26 protein-coding genes and 1 tRNA gene are annotated in these 15,790 nt (G+C 37.8%); 1 reads left to right on the top strand and 26 read right to left on the bottom strand.

Annotation, left to right across the window (positions count from 1 at the left end; translation table 11 throughout):
* The first annotated feature begins 54 nt into the window (after nt 1–54).
* Nucleotides 55–534: an AAA-associated domain-containing protein gene (locus AOG54_RS06575; protein ID WP_048102167.1), complete on the top strand. Its 480-nt coding sequence runs from the start codon at nt 55–57 to the stop codon at nt 532–534.
* Here the strand turns inward: AOG54_RS06575 and AOG54_RS06570 are convergent.
* The 26 genes from AOG54_RS06570 to AOG54_RS06455 all read right to left on the bottom strand — a co-directional run bounded on the left by AOG54_RS06570 (nt 529) and on the right by AOG54_RS06455 (nt 15,461).
* Nucleotides 529–1,140, bottom strand: a complete 612-nt coding sequence (locus AOG54_RS06570) for a hypothetical protein (protein WP_048101915.1) — start codon at nt 1,138–1,140, stop codon at nt 529–531. The two genes, AOG54_RS06575 and AOG54_RS06570, sit on opposite strands and share 6 nt — an antisense overlap.
* Before the next feature lie 114 nt (nt 1,141–1,254).
* Complete coding sequence (locus tag AOG54_RS06565; protein WP_055032544.1) at nt 1,255–2,007, bottom strand: proteasome assembly chaperone family protein; 753 nt, start codon at nt 2,005–2,007, stop codon at nt 1,255–1,257.
* The gene (locus AOG54_RS06560; RefSeq protein ID WP_048101916.1) at nt 1,988–2,167 is read right to left on the bottom strand and encodes an RNA-protein complex protein Nop10; all 180 of its coding nucleotides are present in this window, start codon (nt 2,165–2,167) and stop codon (nt 1,988–1,990) included. Before AOG54_RS06560 ends, AOG54_RS06565 begins: the two co-directional genes overlap by 20 nt.
* 6 nt (nt 2,168–2,173) lie before the next feature.
* Nucleotides 2,174–2,938, bottom strand: coding sequence for a translation initiation factor IF-2 subunit alpha (locus tag AOG54_RS06555; RefSeq protein WP_048101917.1), 765 nt, complete (start codon nt 2,936–2,938; stop codon nt 2,174–2,176).
* Between the two features lie 9 nt (nt 2,939–2,947).
* Complete coding sequence (locus AOG54_RS06550) at nt 2,948–3,148, bottom strand: 30S ribosomal protein S27e (protein WP_048102169.1); 201 nt, start codon at nt 3,146–3,148, stop codon at nt 2,948–2,950.
* Between the two features lie 5 nt (nt 3,149–3,153).
* On the bottom strand, nt 3,154–3,435 hold the full coding sequence (locus AOG54_RS06545) for a 50S ribosomal protein L44e (protein WP_048101918.1): 282 nt from the start codon (nt 3,433–3,435) through the stop codon (nt 3,154–3,156).
* A 246-nt stretch (nt 3,436–3,681) separates the two neighbouring features.
* On the bottom strand, nt 3,682–3,948 hold the full coding sequence (locus AOG54_RS09740) for a hypothetical protein (RefSeq protein WP_156324226.1): 267 nt from the start codon (nt 3,946–3,948) through the stop codon (nt 3,682–3,684).
* A gap of 412 nt (nt 3,949–4,360) precedes the next feature.
* Nucleotides 4,361–4,570, bottom strand: a complete 210-nt coding sequence (locus tag AOG54_RS06540) for a hypothetical protein (RefSeq protein ID WP_021792165.1) — start codon at nt 4,568–4,570, stop codon at nt 4,361–4,363.
* The gene (locus tag AOG54_RS09735) at nt 4,567–4,791 is read right to left on the bottom strand and encodes a hypothetical protein (RefSeq protein ID WP_021792164.1); all 225 of its coding nucleotides are present in this window, start codon (nt 4,789–4,791) and stop codon (nt 4,567–4,569) included. The genes AOG54_RS06540 and AOG54_RS09735 overlap by 4 nt, the downstream gene beginning before the upstream one ends.
* The gene (locus AOG54_RS06535; protein WP_021792163.1) at nt 4,766–5,161 is read right to left on the bottom strand and encodes a hypothetical protein; all 396 of its coding nucleotides are present in this window, start codon (nt 5,159–5,161) and stop codon (nt 4,766–4,768) included. Before AOG54_RS06535 ends, AOG54_RS09735 begins: the two co-directional genes overlap by 26 nt.
* A 25-nt stretch (nt 5,162–5,186) precedes the next feature.
* Nucleotides 5,187–6,068, bottom strand: a complete 882-nt coding sequence (locus AOG54_RS06530; protein WP_010917727.1) for a hypothetical protein — start codon at nt 6,066–6,068, stop codon at nt 5,187–5,189.
* A 423-nt stretch (nt 6,069–6,491) separates the two neighbouring features.
* Nucleotides 6,492–6,701 carry a hypothetical protein gene (locus tag AOG54_RS06525; RefSeq protein ID WP_010917728.1) on the bottom strand — a complete coding sequence of 70 codons (210 nt, stop codon included), beginning with the start codon at nt 6,699–6,701 and terminating at the stop codon, nt 6,492–6,494.
* 3 nt (nt 6,702–6,704) lie between these two features.
* A complete protein-coding gene (locus AOG54_RS06520) occupies nt 6,705–6,947 on the bottom strand; it encodes a hypothetical protein (RefSeq protein ID WP_145984005.1) in 243 nt (80 codons plus the stop codon).
* 29 nt (nt 6,948–6,976) lie between these two features.
* Nucleotides 6,977–7,267 carry a hypothetical protein gene (locus AOG54_RS06515; RefSeq protein ID WP_054964008.1) on the bottom strand — a complete coding sequence of 97 codons (291 nt, stop codon included), beginning with the start codon at nt 7,265–7,267 and terminating at the stop codon, nt 6,977–6,979.
* Between the two features lie 70 nt (nt 7,268–7,337).
* Nucleotides 7,338–9,080: an ATP-binding protein gene (locus AOG54_RS06510; protein ID WP_055032543.1), complete on the bottom strand. Its 1,743-nt coding sequence runs from the start codon at nt 9,078–9,080 to the stop codon at nt 7,338–7,340.
* Nucleotides 9,081–9,118: 38 nt separating this feature from the next.
* Nucleotides 9,119–9,526: a hypothetical protein gene (locus tag AOG54_RS06505; RefSeq protein WP_054964006.1), complete on the bottom strand. Its 408-nt coding sequence runs from the start codon at nt 9,524–9,526 to the stop codon at nt 9,119–9,121.
* Nucleotides 9,527–9,529: 3 nt separating this feature from the next.
* A complete protein-coding gene (locus AOG54_RS06500) occupies nt 9,530–9,889 on the bottom strand; it encodes a hypothetical protein (protein WP_156324225.1) in 360 nt (119 codons plus the stop codon).
* Nucleotides 9,882–10,070 carry a hypothetical protein gene (locus AOG54_RS06495; RefSeq protein WP_054964004.1) on the bottom strand — a complete coding sequence of 63 codons (189 nt, stop codon included), beginning with the start codon at nt 10,068–10,070 and terminating at the stop codon, nt 9,882–9,884. Before AOG54_RS06495 ends, AOG54_RS06500 begins: the two co-directional genes overlap by 8 nt.
* 58 nt (nt 10,071–10,128) lie before the next feature.
* On the bottom strand, nt 10,129–10,656 hold the full coding sequence (locus tag AOG54_RS06490) for a hypothetical protein (RefSeq protein WP_054964003.1): 528 nt from the start codon (nt 10,654–10,656) through the stop codon (nt 10,129–10,131).
* A 554-nt stretch (nt 10,657–11,210) separates the two neighbouring features.
* Complete coding sequence (locus AOG54_RS06485; RefSeq protein WP_156324224.1) at nt 11,211–11,459, bottom strand: hypothetical protein; 249 nt, start codon at nt 11,457–11,459, stop codon at nt 11,211–11,213.
* 9 nt (nt 11,460–11,468) lie between these two features.
* Nucleotides 11,469–11,996: a hypothetical protein gene (locus tag AOG54_RS06480; RefSeq protein WP_054964009.1), complete on the bottom strand. Its 528-nt coding sequence runs from the start codon at nt 11,994–11,996 to the stop codon at nt 11,469–11,471.
* A gap of 5 nt (nt 11,997–12,001) precedes the next feature.
* Nucleotides 12,002–12,412 carry a hypothetical protein gene (locus AOG54_RS06475; RefSeq protein ID WP_054964001.1) on the bottom strand — a complete coding sequence of 137 codons (411 nt, stop codon included), beginning with the start codon at nt 12,410–12,412 and terminating at the stop codon, nt 12,002–12,004.
* A gap of 190 nt (nt 12,413–12,602) precedes the next feature.
* The gene (locus tag AOG54_RS06470; RefSeq protein WP_236689060.1) at nt 12,603–13,757 is read right to left on the bottom strand and encodes a site-specific integrase; all 1,155 of its coding nucleotides are present in this window, start codon (nt 13,755–13,757) and stop codon (nt 12,603–12,605) included.
* Nucleotides 13,758–13,941: 184 nt separating this feature from the next.
* Nucleotides 13,942–14,013: transfer RNA gene (locus AOG54_RS06465), tRNA-Ala, on the bottom strand.
* Nucleotides 14,014–14,059: 46 nt separating this feature from the next.
* Nucleotides 14,060–15,016: a replication factor C small subunit gene (locus AOG54_RS06460; protein WP_048101919.1), complete on the bottom strand. Its 957-nt coding sequence runs from the start codon at nt 15,014–15,016 to the stop codon at nt 14,060–14,062.
* Between the two features lie 31 nt (nt 15,017–15,047).
* Complete coding sequence (locus AOG54_RS06455) at nt 15,048–15,461, bottom strand: Lrp/AsnC family transcriptional regulator (protein WP_048101920.1); 414 nt, start codon at nt 15,459–15,461, stop codon at nt 15,048–15,050.
* Nucleotides 15,462–15,790: the final 329 nt, after the last annotated feature.

Raw genomic sequence — 15,790 nt, 5'->3', positions numbered from 1 at the left:
AATTTATTTTTATTGTGTCATTAATATTATAAATAAAAATGTTATATGGTAATTATGGATGTTATTGATCCTGATGCTAGAATTGCTGATCTGGTTGGACTTTTATATGTTTTAAACAATATATTTAACGGAAAAACTGATCTGTACAAGCTGGAGAAGGAAATGGAAGTTGATATTGATGATTTAATGCCCATAGTATACACCGCTGAAAGATTGGGGCTTGTTGCCGTTGAATCTGGGGATATAAATATTTCAGATAAGGGTAGGGAATACATAAAATCCGGCATGATTCAGAGGAAAAAAATAATAAACAATTCATTAAGGGATATAGAACCTTTCAAAACTGCAATTGAATTAAAATCATTTAGCCTGGACGATATACTTGAAAAATTGAAGGATAATGGTGTTCAGACATTCAATAATCCGGATGGTTTACATGATCTGGAGGTAATTTTAATAGAATGGGGTGTTTATTCACGCCTTCTTAAAAAAACAGATGATGGTTTTGAGGTAAACACACAGGATCAATCATAGTATATTTTTCCAGAGTTCATAATCTGATTTCCTCCTTCTTATAAGCATGTTTGTCCAGTATTTGTGTATAATAAATTTTGGTATGGAACATGAATAGTTTTCCTGATTGTTATTTTTTATAAAGTTGTATTCAATATCCTCAAGTATTAAATCCTTTATCATATTTTCAGTTAAAATGTAATAGGTATCAAATGCGGTATCAGCAAGCATCCATATCAGTTTTTTTCTGTTCCTTTTAAAATCTATATAATTTAAGATTTCTATTCTTGTCTGCCTATCAATTGATTGTGACTGCTGTATGGATTTTATTATCTCATTAAAAAGATTGGTTCTGCCAATTCTTCTCTGTGAAAAATCAAGGTTAATTAAGTCAAAACTATCATTATTTACAAAGACTATTTTGACATATCGGTAATCGTTATCTGCAAGTCTTACCTTAAAGATAACATCATTATCCTCATTATATATTTTAATGCACTCGATATCATCAAACATCCTAAAAAGTTTTATGGCTGCAGAGAATATTTCTTTCTTTTCACCCTCAGATCTCTCTGCAAGCTTGCAAACCTTCCTTAAACCCTGCCTCTTAATAATTTCGGGTTTCATATATATACTCAATTAAAAACTATTTTAATAATTTAACCTTTAACCGTGAAACTTAAATTTGAATCAAAACTGCTTTTATAAAAAATGGTTACTGTATGAATAAAATATATATTTTTATCCAAAGTAGTTAAGATCCTCCCGTGAATTTTTATTTTTGGATTCTTCCTTCATTTTCTCTGTAATTTCCTCAATCTGCCTTGCCTTTTCATCTATATCCTTAAGATCAATTTTGCTTCTCAGGATCTTCGATAAAACCATTATAATTTCCCTTGCACCCTTTGGATCCGCAAAATAACCAGAGGTCTCGCCCATAAGACATGCGCCGTCTATTGAAAACATTTCCTTGCCAATGCCAAGTATTAGTGCTGCAGAACCAACTATTCCGCCACTGGGTTCACCTGATGGAAATGATACACCGGCTTTTTCAAGTGGTTTAACAAGTTTTTTATCACTTACCGCCCCGAGCACCTTTGGCTTTTCAACTATCTTGCCTATGCTATATCCACCAAGGGTATATATCCTTGAGATATTATATTTATTAAGATAATTTAGTATTTCATATGAAAGTTCATACTGGCCTTCCTGTGTCGTTCCCTGAAAATCACCCGCAATAACAATTAAATCATTCTTTTTCCCGGTTTTTTTATAATATATTGAGTCCCTAACAAGGTGTATTTTATTGTCAAAAATAAAAACCTGAGGTGGCAGATATTCTGAAAATATGTCCGCCATTTTCTTCATTTTTAATTTTTCTATAAAATAATCTGCAGTAATCTTTCCAACGTTGCCAATACCAGGCAAACCGCTAACAAGGATGGGATTTTCAAGTTCTGGCTCCTCATATTTTTTAAATATTATTTTTTCCATCATCATCACTTTCCTTCAATTTAATTCTGTACTTTTGAAATTTATCAGCAGGAGAATATTTCATGGGTATTGCCATTTCGGTACTTCCACCACATTTAGGGCATATTTCCTCAAGTGTATAAATATTGCATTTCCTGCATTTCCTAATTAATGTTTTCATTATAATTTATTCCTCTCTATTAAATTCAAATGAAACGTTATTTTTTTTGCTTTTGGTTTCTATAACATTAATTACATTTTTTAACTTTTCCTCTGCGGACTTATAATCTTCGTCTATTACTGTTATTTTATACCTTGGTGCACCAATATATGTAATCTGCACATCCTTATCATCTATAAGGTCATCGGTTAAAACATTTTTTATTGTTTCAATTCCATTGGGTGCCAGGGAATACATTTCCAGATAACCACCAATTTTTACCGTGGGTATTGCTATATTTTCCTTTGCTATTTTAATAAGAGAATCTTTCCATTTTAAATCCTTATCTTTTAAAAAATCCTTGCTTGATGCGGCCTCAAAGAAAGCAGAGTAAAGTGTTCCATATTCTGTTAATAATAAATCCTCTATATCCTCCCTTTCCTTGCTTTCATTAATATTTTCCTCCTCAAAAAGCATGTCTAAAAGTTTATGAGCCTTCTGTTCGTTTTTCCATTCCTCTATTTTTTCCCTTTTTTGATGTTCGTTTACACGCTTTAAGGAAAGATCTACATGATTTCTTGATGGGTCAACGTTTAGAACCTTGCATACTGTCCTCTGATTAACCCGTAAATAATCCTTAATATGCTTTATCCAGCCTGTGGCAACCTCTGTAATATGGACAAAACCTGATACACCGGGATATTCATCCAGATCAACAATTGCCCCGTAGTTTTTAACTTCCTTTACAGTGACAACCACAAGGTCGCCTGTATCCGGGATATCCCTAGGCATGATAACACCTCATAATTTAACTTTTTCCACCAGCTCACCGGATGTTGAGAGTGTGGCACCGGTTGGTTTTGCAAGAGTGGACCCGCATATGTTGCAAACAACCTGTGAGGATATTTTTGAATAAACCACCTGCTCGTTTCCACAGTTTTTGCATTTGATTTTTACAAATGAATTCCCAACGTTTTTTAATTTATGAAATTCGTCTGCCATAATTTTCACGCCTCCACTATTTCAAATTTCTTTGCCCTCTGGCCTTCTGGTGTTATAGATTTCTTGCATACAGTGCATTTCAATCTTAATGCTATTCTTTTAGTTGGTTTTTCCCTGCCCTCGTACCTTGGCCTTGGGAAACCTCCATAACCTGATGTTACCCTTCTAAACCTTCTCTGACCTGCCCTTAACTCACTTGCCTTTCTTTTTCTTACCCTCTCAACATCATGAATCGTATGTTTTTTGCAATATGGACAGTAAGTTTTAATCTGCTTTGGCATTTTCATTTTAATTTACACCTTTTTACTATATTTTTTACTTATATATAACATTTGACAGTTAATTATATAATTCTTAAAATCATTGTGGTTTAAATTCATTCCAATGATGCCATAAAATTTATTGATATATAGGATATTTTAGTCCAGGTTGATTAAGGTTTTAAGTTAATACAATTTCTTTTTCACAAATATCATAAATCACATAATGATTAATTAACAAAATAGTTAGATATAAGGAATTAGAATAATAAGTTACTTTCTCTTAAAACTCCCCAAGCTACTATAATTTTGCCTTTTTTTCCTCTTTAAATTTGTATACAAAAAATAGATACCTGAGACAGCCATTACAAATGATGTGATCTGGTAAGCTAATGAATTAGTATTAATAAACAAAATAAAATAAAAGACTCCAAATATTCCTGAAACAATTAAAAGAATTGAGGCAACTACAGAAATAATAAAATATTTTAAATTGTTTTTATCCATGAGGTTTCGTACATTCGCAAGCCTGTTTTTCATCTCTATTTAATAATGTCAACAGGCATTTAAATCTTGTGCATCATTTTTCCTTAGCCTTGAATATATAACATCTGACCTTATTTCACATACATAAGTTCAATCCATCCAAAGTTAAAAACAAAATTTAATTCATATCTAAAATCCTTCTCGTTACACTTTGCCTTGTACAAAATTTCCTTTGTAGTTATATGTGTAAGCTCGCAATAATATCCAAGGTTTCTTAATTTAAATGTTAAAGTGAGAAATAATTTTACTTTAAGATTATCAAACCATCTTCGCAGGTCCTCATTAAGAAGCGGTTACTGATACTTCTGCTGGATCGTCATAAGAACATAAAGACTGGCTAGATAAAAGTATTCTATTAATAAATTAAATGGACCGGTCGGGATTTGCTTAATGTTTTAAGGGAATACTATTTCTCATTTACTTCGTCCTTCACAGAAATTCCCTTATCAGATATTGATAGAGCAACAAAATGAGCACTGTTCCCTGCGGCATATGTTAGATCAAATATGTAGAGATAATCAGAAACGTTCTTTGACCTGAATGCCATTATGTTGATCGCCAGAACAACAATGGATACAACTATAACAAGAATTAAGTGGTATACATAACGATTCATGATTGTCTGGCACTCCTTTTAACTCTATTCTTCCTACTTATGTGAGCACTCAGAATAAAATATACTCCAGCGATAATGGAAACTATGGAAATCAAAGTACCAAATGAATACAATATTTGAACATTAAATAAACCTAATAAACCCACAACACCTAAAGTTAGAAATATAATTCCAAATGTTGATAGGAATGATGCCCTAATTCCTGCTTTTTCTGTATGCACTCAAACCACCCTGAATGAATAATCTAACCATCGCAGCGAAAATTAACATTATACCAATTACAAATGAACCTGCCCATACTAAGGATTTTACTCCCAAGTAAAATGCTAGAACCCCGAACGAAAATAAAGTGATTCCACTAACTAAACTCATCATGCCAGTTCTGAAAAGCCAAGGGGAGTCTTTTTCCATTATAAAAATAACTGCCACCCCAATAGAGGCTATGGAAAAAACCAATGGCAAAACTATTGGCAATGCCGATATGAAATTTCCATTAAACTTTAGGTTGTTAGATAGAAATATTGACACATATAGAAGAGCTAAACCAACAATATAAAAAAGAAGGGACTTATAGATGTTCTCATATCGCATATTTACTTCCCTTTTCTCAATCTTATTAAGCCCCAGTGCAACATTGAATTACATTATACGCATCCTCAGTGCACTCTCCTGCTTTATAAATACAATAGGCACACGCAAGAACATCAAGACTAAAGCATATAAGGCAAGCAGGTAACGTTAAAAAATCAAAGCAAGCTGCAAGACAATCTGGTAAAACTAGACACTCTGCGCATATCTCCTCAATGTCAGGAACACTAAGAACGCAATCCGTGAGACTCAATGCATTCTCCAGGCAACATGTAAAATTAAAATCCATTAAGGTCACCTTGTAAGATAGTTCCATCACATCAATTGCCTTCAATTTATTTCGATTGCTTTCATATGCTTCAGGAAATGCGCTCAGAAGAGACTCCATTTTACTGTAAATCCACTTTCTCTTTTCTGAGGCACCATTATCTAATTTATTTATAACAAAACTTAAGTCCTTTGCAACCGATAAAAAGTCTCCGTTATAATTTATGCTTATAGGTAAAGCGAAAAGGTCAACATGGGTTGGGTCCTTTGGTGAAACGTTGATAGATAGAAACAATGCACCTTTGTTGTTTTCAAGTGGAACTATATTCCCTTCTAAGTATATTATGGCCTCATCATCGGCAATCTCAAAGTATAATGAATAAGCTTTTCCAGACTGAGATATTTTTTTCTCTGAAAGTTCATAATCCATCTCTCGAAATGATAGGGTGTAATTTTGAGTTTTATCAGAAAAAATTAGAGAAATGTTTTTCACACCGCTATTAGCAAACGTTTGAGGCGTTTGAATTTTTGGGGAGATCTTTCTAGGTTTCTTGTAAGTAATAACCTCAGTTTTTATTTCATCTTTATCCTTTGTCACTCGTACTACTTCTGACATTGTGAGTTCCTGCTTTCTGCTACCCATAATAAAAGAAGCAAATCATCTTATATAAATATATTCACATTTATTAGTAAACCCTGTAGTTCAGGGCATTTTTTAATATATAGAAGATGCGCCGGGATTTGATTAACGTTTTGAGGGGATACTTACCAAAATAGCACAATCTGCTCTGTAGCACATTAGTCACATTTCAAAGGTTATTACAGGTATTACTTGTTACAAGTGTAACATTTTGGGGGCAGTGTCTTTTAGTTTAATAGGAATTACTGCTCTTCCAGAAGCTCCACCATCTGCTTATTGATTCCTTTCCTATCCTCCCGTTCATTTCGTGAGAAAACGTGAGACCGCTGTACTTCATTCCAATAGTCATAGTCTATTCTGCTATTCCTCCTTTCTTTTTTGATTAATACCATCTATTTCCACAACCCCTCATACTTTTCTTTCAGGTTATTGAGTTCCTGTCCTCCGCTCAAATTTGATACTGTTTTCAAGATAGCGGTAAACAAAGGCAAGAGCAATCATTATCACTAATGAAGGCAACGCCGCATACAGTGCAAAGTCCCTGAAACTAAGATAGGCATTTGCTACAAGCACATAAACTATGAAAAATATGGCCATCCCACCTATGATATACCTGTGAACGTGTTTTGAAACCATTTTTCACTTCCTCTTTGAATTTTCAAAGAGTTCTCTCATTCTCTCTTGTCTTGAACCGCTTTTTAGGCTTTTTATATATCCGACTGTTCCCACAATTACGATTACCGGTAACAAACCCAGATCAATAAAGGCCAGAACATGTGAATGTATGACCATTATCGCAATTGCTCCGATTAATAAAAACGCTATGAAGAGGAAACCTGCGATAAGACTCAAATAACTAACTGGTTTATGATATTTTACCACTATAATCATCCCACGTTAATGTAAACTATCTAGCATACACCTACCTTTTGGCATATGTACTCGGCTCCCCCGTCCCTAGGCTCATTCTTGATGGTCGAAGTTGATGTTTCGGCACAACTTCTGATTTGGAGCTCGATCGAGTGCAGTTCGCCCTTCTCGTTCTTAGTGTAACTTCCATTTATGTTTTGGTATCCCTTAATAATGTCCCAAGAAAATTCATCCCATTGGTAGAACTCTTCGTGCGTTTTTCTTCCGGATAGAGTTTCTACCTCAGACAGTAACTTTACGCCTTCTTTAGAAAACACTACATTTCCTTCCATAGTTCCTATAGTACTAATAAGAATATAACATTTACTATAGTCGCTATAGAAACATAGCCTTTGGATTAGATTACTTAGATCGATTCCTTTCTGGCACCTCAAGGAGTGCTCTGAAGGAATCTATTGTTGTAACTACTACGTTTTCCCAAAGTCCCTGATATTTGTCAATGAGTTCTTTGTTAGGAACTATGATTATCACGCGAAGATTGGTGCTCTTGATTCTGTCTTTCAGGTCTTCCATACTGTGCTTCAGGCCTGTTTCGATCTCAACCATGAAGAAATCGGTTTCGATGTCGAATGCACTCCTTTCTCCTGTGGTGGATATTCTATTGATGGTTACATCGAGATCATTCAGGATTCCCACAACCTGGCTTTGCATCCCAGTGTGAAGGTTAGTCAGATTTGGACTCCTGGAATAGTACATGACTATTGGCTTTCCATCTCTGATGTATTTCACTCTGCCCACTTCGTTGTTGTTCTTTAGGTCTTCCAGTGCGGATTTCAGCCTGAGCTTCGCCTGATCCTTCGTGATACCGTACTTCTCGGCAATTATCTTTCCCATCTCTGTCGCGTAGGACATTCTCTCGCTCAGGATTTCCAGGGCCTCCCTCCTGTAGTCGATAGCCTCCCCTCTCCCTCCGACTCCCTCTTCCCTCCTTGGCCCCGATACTACTGCGGCGACTTTTTGCATCTCCTTGTGCTCCAGGCCGTTTGATACATACGTGAAGACCGGCGAGAAGGATGATCCTTCAGGGAACTCTATGTCAATGAACTGCCTTGGCTGGAGTATTTCTACGGCGTATTTCATTAAAGGGTTATAGGAAAGCATGTTTAGATCTGCATCTCCGAGCCTGAATGTGAATTTTGTACCGAAATTGGCACGCATCTCAGGCAGGATGTCGATTAGATTCTGCGTGATTATCCAGAGCATGCCCTTGTCCCTTATCTCGCGGGACATTACATCCAGGATTGTATGATATGACTTGGTCAGGCGATGGGCTTCGTCTATCAGGATGAGAACGTCGTTTCTCCTGCGCTCTTCCATTTCCCTGTATATCTGCCTAAGCATAAGCTCGGCATAGAAGTTCTGAGCCTGTTTTGTTGGTAGGGATGAGAAATCAAAGACGATACTGCCATTACCCAGCGTTACGCTTCCCATAGCTTCAATTACGAGAGTCTTCACGTTCTGTTCAATGGCGTTCAATGCTTCGACCTGATTCTTGGACGCGGATCTCTTCCTATCATTCAGCCTCTTCATGAAATCCTTCCAGCTATTGCATTCAGAAGCAAGCTCCTGCAAGAATCCTGGGGTCTGTTGAAGCTGTATTCCGGATGAAGTTTTCTCGCCAAAGAATGCAGTCATGTATGCCTCTGAGAAGGCATTTACATCCCTGAATGGATTGGGAAGACATTCTTTTGCATCTATGACCGGAATCCCAAGATGCAATTCATGGTCGTTTGGCTTGAATGAGAATATGATTATTTCTTTGTCACTGAATATCGATATAAGGTGGGTGGTTAGATAGCTCTTGCCCTGTCCTGACACTCCCGTTATTGATACATTCCTGTTTCCCTTGTGCAGCACATAGTCCCTGAGGGAAGATGCCTTTGGAGAGCATTCTTCTCTCCTGTACTTTCCTCGCTCGGTATCAGGTATGATTGCGTATGCGATCGCAGTATGACCTGCGAACCTCTTGAGCCTTTTCTCTGGATGATAGAATAGCCTTTCCTCATTCCTCATGGGCAATTCGATTATGGGTCTGGATAGGACCTTTCGTGAATTGATCAGATCAGAAAAGCCCATTTCTCGCATATTCCTGTCTTCGCATTGCAAATATTTATCCATTCTGTCTACCTCTTGACGATGAACTTCCTGTGCACGGAGAGCGTTATGGTATGGTGCTCGATCTTCACCGTTCTGGTCTCGACGAGATACAGCAGCACAGCAGCACCAATAACAACTGCCAGAATCACCGAGTATGTGAATCCCAGAACCAGATAAAGAAAATGCAGGGGAGCCAGGACAAAAATAGAAAATATCAGTATGAACACGAGAGCGATCATTGCATAGTAGATCAGAACAATGCCTCCGACAACAACTATCAGGAATGCTGAAGCTGCAAGAACCATCAGGAACGCGTTTCCCGATACCAACCATTGAAGGAGCATCGGCCAGAACTTGGGATCAAGGAAACCAGCCAGGATCATGACCAGCGCCATGCCAGGAAATACCACAGTGAACAGTTTTTCGACTTCCATAATTCACCTCTGCGCCCTGAATCTCCTGTTTGGCGTGAGTGTCGAGGATATGGATGCCTCTTCGCGCTTGAATATCAGTCCTCTCCTCGTTATCACGAGATCCATCCTCATAACAGGATTTGACTCATATTCCACGTAGCTTATGTCAGGATTCCGCTCCATGAACTCCCGTATGGCGGCTATCTGCCGTCTATCCTCAAGCTCATACTGGTTCACTGTGTTCTCTATGATTGTTTCCTGTAGCCTTTCTAGGGTGCCTTTCCTCTCCGGTCTCACTATCTCGTAGTGCACCATTTCAGGCTGAACAATACCTGTGTATTCAGGCTCATTTCCGTCTACAACTATTCTCTGCCTTCTACTCATTTTCATCTTCTCCTTTGAAGAAGGCCAGCCAGGTCTGTGCTTTCGCAAGCAATTCCTCTACGGTAAGACTATCCGGCTCGGTGGAGAGTATCCTTGACAATTGATGAGAAGGGAATTTTCTCACGAAATTCCTTTTAAGCTCCGATATGGAGACCCTCCTCGCCTGCTGACCCTCTTGCATGACTTAATGATGGAATCCAGGGTATTGTATCGTTTTAGATACCTGACAAATTAGTTCTCTAAAAAGTTCTAATTGGCGTTGTGTGAGTGAAATCGCATAGGTCACATGTCCAGTTAATCTCACCTTTCACACGGCGGTTTTTATATTTCTTCTCCTGGGGTACTACGTCCTCATAGTGAGGAGTAAGCTCCTTCTTGTTGCAATTCGGACATTTGAAACTTAGTATATCCTCCCAGTTTTCGTAGAGGATCTTGCAATCAGAGACGAACATTTCAGAGTTCTTTACGAACTCCCATTTTCTGCTCGGATCTTTCTCCATCATGTCTATGTATATCTGGTCTGGCAGCAGCAGGAAACTGATCTCACCAGAGAAATTGCCTACAAACCTCCTCAGATATCCTTGAGATACAAGTTCTTTGACGTGTTTGTCTAATGTTCGGTGACTCATTTTCCCTTTGAAAATCCAGTACAGGTCAGATGTTCTGGGTTCTAAGCTCTGTTCCCGGATTGCGTTAACAATAAGCTCGCACTTCTTACATGTAAGGATGAACTCAATAGGATAGAGTTCTGAAAGTGAATCTTTCATCTATACGGTTGGCTAAAACGGCATCTTCATTATAGCCTTTCCGTTGGACACCATGCAATTTAATCTGGGGTTTCAGAAACCAAGGCTACGTCGATTTCTTTTCATCTTCAATTCTGAGACCAGTTGATGAAATGGACAGTGCAACGAGATGAGCACTGTTTCCTATTATGTAAACCATGTCCAGCACAAACAGATAAGACGTTACATCTCTGTAAACGAATGCCAATCCGTTTATTGTAAGGATAACCAACGATAACTCGGTTATGAAGATAAAATGATAGTTGCCAGCTTGGTTAATGATTCACCTTTTCCCTTATTAGGATCACTGTTTGACTTGGATAACTGGTCCCCGTGGTTTACCCTGTATCGTAACAGAAGGTAGACAAGTGACAAAGCTCCAGCGATCCAAGACACGATTGATGAGATCAAAGGTGCTAGCGGGCTTTTCGGGAACACCGCTACCAGATAATATGCTAAGGTTACAGCTGCGGAGATGAAAAAAATTGCAGTAACTATTGCTATCAAGAGGTATATCTTGTTGGACTTATCTGAACCTATTTTCTATTTTTGCGGAATATCTCATCGCCCCTTCTTTGCAATTTTCCGCTTCTGGCTCCTAATATCACCCCAACCGTTAGTAGTACAATGGATATTAGGAAGGCAAAGCCTCCGAAGAGAAAACTATCGGCTAAAACCGTTCCGTCTGCATGAAAGGCAGCTCCTATTGCTAAAACGACCAAAGACGCAAAAAACATGAATGTGCCAACGGTCATTGTCCGGTTTATTGGATAAAATTTAACCATTTTATCACCTCATTTATAGTCATTTTTGAATTTCTTAATAAATTCGAGCATTTGCTCTTCCTTCGCCCCATGCTTTCCGACGTAGTTGTAAAAGCCTTCCTCATCTAATTCACCGCTAAGGTATTTATTCGCCGCTTCGTTAAGTTTTCTTGTATGTTTTGTTGTTCCGTAGGGCTTCCTGATGAACAGATTACCGTATTCTACGGTCTTTCCATCAGGGGATTTTACGGCACCTGGCAGATCAGAAAGAATATCGTGGTCAGTTTTCCACATTCTGGTACCCTGAATCCTATTTTGTCTCAACACTCTTGTGAAGCCCCCGGAGCCGAATATTCCAATAACTGGATTTATTCCATAATCATGAGCCCTAAAAACGCCATATAAAAGAAGTGAAAGGCCTATCCCAAAGGGTACAAAGAACCCCAAAAAAGAACCAAGATAACTGTAGATTAATATCTCTGGATACTTTAGAGAGATAACGATATCGACGATCATTATTGCGATACCAATGCTCACGTATGCCAGCCTATATCTCATTGATTTCACCTTAAACTATATATGGGAATAAGACACTCTATGGCATTTGGGTCTGATTTTACGTTCGAGAGAGCGATATCTTGGTTAGCAGTTGTAACCTTGCCGTTCGAGTTCAGTCCGCTTCCATCAACATGGACAATTTTCTTACCGTTGATTGTGTCAATGTACTTTGTCTTGAATTTATTGGTTATTGTTTTTCCGCTATGCTGAATTATGTATGTAATAGATGCATTTGATGAAGTTTCTCCTTCGATAATATACTTCCAGTTTAGGATTGTACTAGGGCCCTCCTTAAATTGCACAACCGTAACTCCCTCAGTTACGTTTGTTGCTCCTACCTTGTATGTCTCTGTGTGTGGCACGCTTATTTTAGTAATTTTTCTGCCCTTTGCATCAAAACAATTACTACAGGTCATAATTTATGAATAAAATCCTGTTATAAAAATGTTGTTATACTCACAATAATGAATAAATTTAAAGGAAAAATAGGTTATCTAAAATTTATTTTCTTAAAAATGAATTATAATATATATATTACCAGTGAGCATAGACCTGAATAAGAGTCAATTATACCACATTTCTCTTTCGACAGATAGAACGAATTCATCAAAACGGCATCTTCATTATAGCCTTTCCGTTGGGAAGGACTGCCTGAAACTCGTATCCTTCGCCTAGCAGTTTCTCTATCTCGTTCATGGGAACGAGCCTTTGCTTCGAGCCGTTGCTGGCCATGGCTCCTGCCACCTTGTTCCTAAGGAGCTTCTGGAAATCATCGTTGCTTATATCGGTGAGATCCATTTTGTCAATCTCTTCCAGTTTGTATCCCACTGCAGATAGGAGCTGTTGCTGCAAATACAGGAGGGCATTGTCCTCATCAAGCTCGTCGTGTCTGGTTTCAAGGAATTTTGTACTCTTTTTGTATGCTTCCCTCATCTCTTCAATAACGCTTGGTGGCAACCTCTTGTTAGTGCTGTATCTTGCCTCAATGTCTCCCTTGTGCCCCATGATGAACTGCCTCCAGGGGTGGGATATCAAGCCCTTGCTTTCTGCAATATCCAAAGCAGTCGAGAAATAGGCCCTCAGGACATAGGGCCGCATCTTCAGGCCCGAGTTCTCTATTGCTTCCCTTATGTCCCTAGTTACTAACGTTGTCCTCAAGAATGCGTTCTTCTTGGTACCTCTAACGTCAAACTGCAATAACGGAGATTCATAGGTAAGCTCTTCTCCCTGTTTCCTCCGCTCCTCAAGATACTCCTTGATGTAGGTTGCACCTTCCTCTCCAATGAAGCTGAAATACTGGTGTCTTGCCTTGCTCAGCTTGCTCTTCACCATCACTTTTACCGGCATCTTGTCAAACTGGATTTCGTCGGACAACTTCAGTTCCTTGAGATCACCAAGCCTGAGACCGTCCGTGCCCTCATAATCGCCCAGAGATTCCGGTCGGAGTCCGGAGAATGCCATGATTGCTATGGCAACCCTGCCTCTTGAAGTTGCCTTCCTGAGAATCCTTGCCAACTCCTCCTTGCTTGGAACTCTCTCGTTAACGATTGTCGGTGTTTCGTTCTCCCCGGATATGTTAACGGTTAACTGCAAACGGATATCGTTAAACTTGAGCCACGATAATATAACCTTCTTGAACCTTGCAATGTATGACCCTGCCTTGCTCTCCTTCTCAAGCTTCCTGACAAAATCCGTAAACTCGTAGCGGAAATCCTTCTCGTTAGTTATTGCTTTATTCAGGATTTCCTTTGGCGTTGTCATGGTAAGCTCGCAATAGTGACCAAGATTCCTCAGGGCTACGGTTGCTGTCAAGACTGATTTCGCATTGAGGTTCTCAAACCACCTTCGTACATCATCGTCCAGAAGTAGGTTCCGATACTTCGGCTGCATGGTCATGAGAACATAACGATTGGTGGCATAAAAGGTATTCGATTAATAGATTAAATGGACCGGTCGGGATTTGAACCCGAGCCCTCTTGCTTGCGAAGCAAGCGATCTACCGCTGATCTACCGGCCCTTGACTCTTAATTAAAAATAATATTATAAGAATTCGCTTTTTTAGATTAATTTATTTCACTACCTATATATGATAACTTAGCCAAAAGTGCATCCATTTGAATGTTGTCTGTACCGCCCTCAACTATTCTAAATTCTGTCTCGGCAAGTGCCATAATTATCTGTAGTTTTTGCCTGTATGCAATCTGCTCATTTCTAATTGATGAATGCATTCCCTTTATAATGTCTATACCTGATAAACCATAATCCACAAGCATTTTATCAAGCATGGATCTGGCCTCGTCAAAATTTCCCTCAAGAGCCATTAAAATTAATTTTTTATATTCATTTTTGTTTATTTCCCCTGCTATCTGGTAAATTGTTGCAGGTGATATTTTCCCTGTTGTTTTTATGGCCTGGAGTATGTTTATTGCCTTTCTCATATCACCCTCTGAAATTTCATAGATTGCATCAAGAGATTCATCATCTATCTCAAAATTTTCCTTTTTTGATATTGCCTTCAATCTGGATACCATCTCATTTTTGTTTATAGGTGAAAATCTAAGAACAACGCACCTGGACTGTATCGGTGGTATTATTTTTGATGAATAATTGCATGAAAATATGAATCTTGTTGTATTATAATACATTTCCATGGTTCTTCTCAACGCTGCCTGTGCATCTGGAGTTAAATGATCGGCCTCGTCAAGAAAAATGATTTTAAATCCAAGATCATTTGATGGCTTAATTTTTGCAAAATTTTTAATGTTTTCACGGATTATATCAATACCTCTTTCATTTGATGCATTTAATTCTAAAAAATTATCGCGCCATGAGTCACCAAAAAGTTCCCTGGCTAGCGCTATTGCAGTTGATGTCTTCCCTGTTCCGGGAGGACCTGCAAAAATTAGATGCGGTATATTTTTATCTTTAACAAAGGATTCTAATCGGTTAATATTTTCTGATTCTCCAATAACAGCGGATAATTTTGATGGCCTGTATTTCTCTGTCCATATATCTAGCATAGTTTAATAATTACATACTTTATATAAATATTCACTTTAAAATATTCTGTATCAGCGATGGATAAACATTCCTTACGCCCTGTATTTTTTCCAGAGCCCTGACACACTGTGATGTTTCATTTTCATTACATATTATATACGCTATGGCGCCATGATCACCCGTTGTTGTGTACAGCTGAACAACGAAATTTAGTTTTTTAATTTCCTCAACAGTTTTAATGTAGGTTTCTGGAGTTATATCAAAGCCTATTATTGCGTCCTCCATGTTAAATTTTCTATAATTTATTCTGGCAGTATATGATATTATTCCCTTACTTTTCTCCATTTCCATAAGCCTGTTATGTATTGTTCCGGGACTAACACCACAGAGCTTTGCCAGGTCACGTATGGAAAGCTTCGAATTTTCTGAAATAGCCTTTACAATTTTAATATCAAGTTCATCCATTCATTAGGTTTATATCTTTTTAGAATAAAAATTTTTTTAAATATTTTGCATTTTTTGTATATAAATATTGTTATATTGTGTATTTTTTCTGCACAAATTTTAAATTTTTAAATATACATAATTATGATATATTTAACATATAAAAAAGATGATCGGAACTTATTAAAATTAATTTTTAAACTGTCAAAAACTTTAAAAATGTAATTACATTGTAAATACGATAAGCATGCCAGTTTATGAATCAGAAGGCAGTCTGGATGAGAGAACAAAGGACCTTTCAAGGGCGAGGCAGTCACTAATAGAGGAAATGCAGGCAATAATGTTCTATG

Origin of the sequence: Acidiplasma aeolicum, from assembly GCF_001402945.1 — an archaeon.
Classification (GTDB): Archaea; Thermoplasmatota; Thermoplasmata; order Thermoplasmatales; family Thermoplasmataceae; genus Acidiplasma; species Acidiplasma aeolicum.
Note: the sequence above shows the minus strand (reverse complement) of the source record. Positions and strands in the feature narration are given on the sequence as shown.

Excerpts from the sequence above, each read along its gene's own strand:
- AOG54_RS06575 (WP_048102167.1), top strand. The coding sequence starts at position 55 with ATGGATGTTATTGATCCTGATGCTAGAATTGCTGATCTGGTTGGACTT.
- AOG54_RS06570 (WP_048101915.1), bottom strand. The coding sequence starts at position 1,140 with ATGAAACCCGAAATTATTAAGAGGCAGGGTTTAAGGAAGGTTTGCAAG.
- AOG54_RS06565 (WP_055032544.1), bottom strand. The coding sequence starts at position 2,007 with ATGGAAAAAATAATATTTAAAAAATATGAGGAGCCAGAACTTGAAAAT.
- AOG54_RS06560 (WP_048101916.1), bottom strand. The coding sequence starts at position 2,167 with ATGAAAACATTAATTAGGAAATGCAGGAAATGCAATATTTATACACTT.
- AOG54_RS06555 (WP_048101917.1), bottom strand. The coding sequence starts at position 2,938 with ATGCCTAGGGATATCCCGGATACAGGCGACCTTGTGGTTGTCACTGTA.
- AOG54_RS06550 (WP_048102169.1), bottom strand. The coding sequence starts at position 3,148 with ATGGCAGACGAATTTCATAAATTAAAAAACGTTGGGAATTCATTTGTA.
- AOG54_RS06545 (WP_048101918.1), bottom strand. The coding sequence starts at position 3,435 with ATGAAAATGCCAAAGCAGATTAAAACTTACTGTCCATATTGCAAAAAA.
- AOG54_RS09740 (WP_156324226.1), bottom strand. The coding sequence starts at position 3,948 with ATGAAAAACAGGCTTGCGAATGTACGAAACCTCATGGATAAAAACAAT.
- AOG54_RS06540 (WP_021792165.1), bottom strand. The coding sequence starts at position 4,570 with ATGAATCGTTATGTATACCACTTAATTCTTGTTATAGTTGTATCCATT.
- AOG54_RS06535 (WP_021792163.1), bottom strand. The coding sequence starts at position 5,161 with ATGCGATATGAGAACATCTATAAGTCCCTTCTTTTTTATATTGTTGGT.
- AOG54_RS06530 (WP_010917727.1), bottom strand. The coding sequence starts at position 6,068 with ATGGGTAGCAGAAAGCAGGAACTCACAATGTCAGAAGTAGTACGAGTG.
- AOG54_RS06525 (WP_010917728.1), bottom strand. The coding sequence starts at position 6,701 with ATGGTTTCAAAACACGTTCACAGGTATATCATAGGTGGGATGGCCATA.
- AOG54_RS06515 (WP_054964008.1), bottom strand. The coding sequence starts at position 7,267 with ATGGAAGGAAATGTAGTGTTTTCTAAAGAAGGCGTAAAGTTACTGTCT.
- AOG54_RS06510 (WP_055032543.1), bottom strand. The coding sequence starts at position 9,080 with ATGCGAGAAATGGGCTTTTCTGATCTGATCAATTCACGAAAGGTCCTA.
- AOG54_RS06505 (WP_054964006.1), bottom strand. The coding sequence starts at position 9,526 with ATGGAAGTCGAAAAACTGTTCACTGTGGTATTTCCTGGCATGGCGCTG.
- AOG54_RS06500 (WP_156324225.1), bottom strand. The coding sequence starts at position 9,889 with ATGAGTAGAAGGCAGAGAATAGTTGTAGACGGAAATGAGCCTGAATAC.
- AOG54_RS06495 (WP_054964004.1), bottom strand. The coding sequence starts at position 10,070 with ATGCAAGAGGGTCAGCAGGCGAGGAGGGTCTCCATATCGGAGCTTAAA.
- AOG54_RS06490 (WP_054964003.1), bottom strand. The coding sequence starts at position 10,656 with ATGAAAGATTCACTTTCAGAACTCTATCCTATTGAGTTCATCCTTACA.
- AOG54_RS06485 (WP_156324224.1), bottom strand. The coding sequence starts at position 11,459 with ATGGTTAAATTTTATCCAATAAACCGGACAATGACCGTTGGCACATTC.
- AOG54_RS06480 (WP_054964009.1), bottom strand. The coding sequence starts at position 11,996 with ATGAGATATAGGCTGGCATACGTGAGCATTGGTATCGCAATAATGATC.
- AOG54_RS06475 (WP_054964001.1), bottom strand. The coding sequence starts at position 12,412 with ATGACCTGTAGTAATTGTTTTGATGCAAAGGGCAGAAAAATTACTAAA.
- AOG54_RS06470 (WP_236689060.1), bottom strand. The coding sequence starts at position 13,757 with ATGACAACGCCAAAGGAAATCCTGAATAAAGCAATAACTAACGAGAAG.
- AOG54_RS06460 (WP_048101919.1), bottom strand. The coding sequence starts at position 15,016 with ATGCTAGATATATGGACAGAGAAATACAGGCCATCAAAATTATCCGCT.
- AOG54_RS06455 (WP_048101920.1), bottom strand. The coding sequence starts at position 15,461 with ATGGATGAACTTGATATTAAAATTGTAAAGGCTATTTCAGAAAATTCG.